At 76.1% G+C, this 1843-nt stretch carries 2 protein-coding genes; one reads left to right on the top strand and one right to left on the bottom strand.

Annotation, left to right across the window (positions count from 1 at the left end):
* The coding region (locus AC51EU_RS30090; protein ID WP_496270259.1) for a phage holin family protein at positions 1-1439 on the bottom strand (1439 nt) is incomplete at its 3' end.
* A 168-nt stretch (positions 1440-1607) separates the two neighbouring features.
* Between AC51EU_RS30090 and AC51EU_RS30085 the strand changes: the two genes are divergently transcribed.
* Positions 1608-1843: MBL fold metallo-hydrolase (locus AC51EU_RS30085; RefSeq protein WP_496270258.1), on the top strand; the 236-nt coding region annotated here is incomplete at its 3' end.

Here is a 1843-nt window from a genome sequence, read left to right as displayed (position 1 = left end):
GCGCCACTGGGCGTCCGTCCGGCCCGCCGGGGCACCGGCAGCCCGCAGCCCGCCCGGACCAGATCGCCCAGGCTCAGCCCGTAGCGCTCCAGGAACGTGGGGCCGGGGCTCTGGCCGTGGTCGGAGAGCAGCACGATGCGGTAGGGGCGCGGGGCGTGCCGGGCCGCCTTCTCGATCAGTGCCAGGGACCGGTCGAGGCGGCGCAGCACCTGGTGGGTGTCGCGGTGCCGGGGCCCGGAGTGGTGCGCCACCTCGTCGTAGGCGACGAGATCGGCGTAGACGGCGGTGCGTCCGGCGATCATGTCGCCGACGACGGCGGCGACGACCACATCGCGTTCGACGACGGTGGCGAACGCGCGGATGACGGGGTAGAGGCCGCCGCGCTTGACACGGGGCTGCTCGCGGCGGAAGCGGGAGCGCAGCGACTGGGCGGTCTCGCGGACGACCTCGGCGGCGAAGGAGACGGCGGTACGGGTGGCGTTGGCCGGGTCGGAGAAGTACGCGAAGTAGCCGGCGCGGGAGCGGTTGCGGCGGCCGCGGCGGGCCGCCACCGACATCACCAGGGCGACCTGGTCGGCGCCCCCGCTGAAGAGGTTGCCGCGGCTGGCGCCGTCGCGGGCGAGCAGCCCGGCGTCCCCGGTGCGCGCGACGGCGCGGCGCTGGAGTTCGGCGGCGCTGTGCGGCCGGTTGCTGACGACGAGGCGGCCGGTCTCCTTCTCGTACCAGCGGAAGGCCGGCAGGTCCTCGTTGCTGCCGTGGAGGAGGGCGAGCTGGCTGGCGCCGGTCTGGCTGGACCAGTCGGTGCGCCACCCGGTGAGGCGGTGGCTGGTGCCGGCCCAGCGGGCGACGGTCGGCATCAGCGGCCGTTCGCCCTCGGTCGCCTCCCGCAGCACGTCGTGGCCGACACCGTCGAGCTGGAGGAAGAGGGTGCCGGGGCCGGCCGTGCCGGGTGCGGTGCCGGCCCGCGCGGCGCGGCGGCCGGCCAGCCGGACCAGGCGCCTGCGGTACGCCTCGTCGTTGCGTACGGCGAGGAAGGCGGAGGTCGCGGAGGACGCCGCGGACATCACGGCGGCGACGATCATCGCGGTCTGCGGGCCGGCCTGGCCGCGGCCCTCGGGGATCAGGTCGAGGGCGACCAGCAGCAGTGATCCGTTGAGGAAGAAGACCAGCAGCCCGAGGACGAGCGCCGGGACCAGCAGGAACGCCCTGACGAGCAGGGGCCACACCAGGGCGCTGAGCAGGCCGAACGCCCCGGCGCCGAGGGCGGCGGTGAGGGCGGTGCGGGTGAGGCTGTCGCCGTCCGGGGACTGGAGGCGGAAGTCCGGCAGTACGGCGGCGAGCACCAGGAGGGTGAGCGTGGACACCGCCCATACCGCCAGCACCCTCAGCAGGGCACCGCCCACCGAGGCCCACCGCGTTGTCCACCGCGCGGTCCGCACGCCGTCCCACCTCACGTTCCGGTCCGCGCCGGCGGCACGGTCGTCCGGCCAGCCTGTCACAGGCGGCACGGGAAGCGGCGGATGCCCCGGGGCCTCCCCCGCGGCCGGCCGTCCGGGGGATGGTGGAGGATCGGGGCGGTGCAGGCGGGCCGGGAGGAAGCGGTGGCGGTGGGATCGGTAGGGATCACCTGGTGGGGACATGCCACCGTGACGATCGAGGACTCCGGGGTGCGGGTGCTGACCGACCCGGTGTTCACCGGCCGGGTCGCGCATCTGCGGCGCCGCCGGGGCGCGCTGCCGCCGCCCGGGGCCGCCCGCGCCGATCTCGTCCTGCTCTCGCACCTGCACGCCGACCATCTGCATCCGCCGTCGCTGGCCCGGCTCGCGCCCGGCACCCGGCTGGT

The sequence above is a fragment of the Candidatus Streptomyces philanthi genome (genome assembly GCF_059553635.1).
This window is presented reverse-complemented; position numbering and strand designations above follow the sequence as displayed.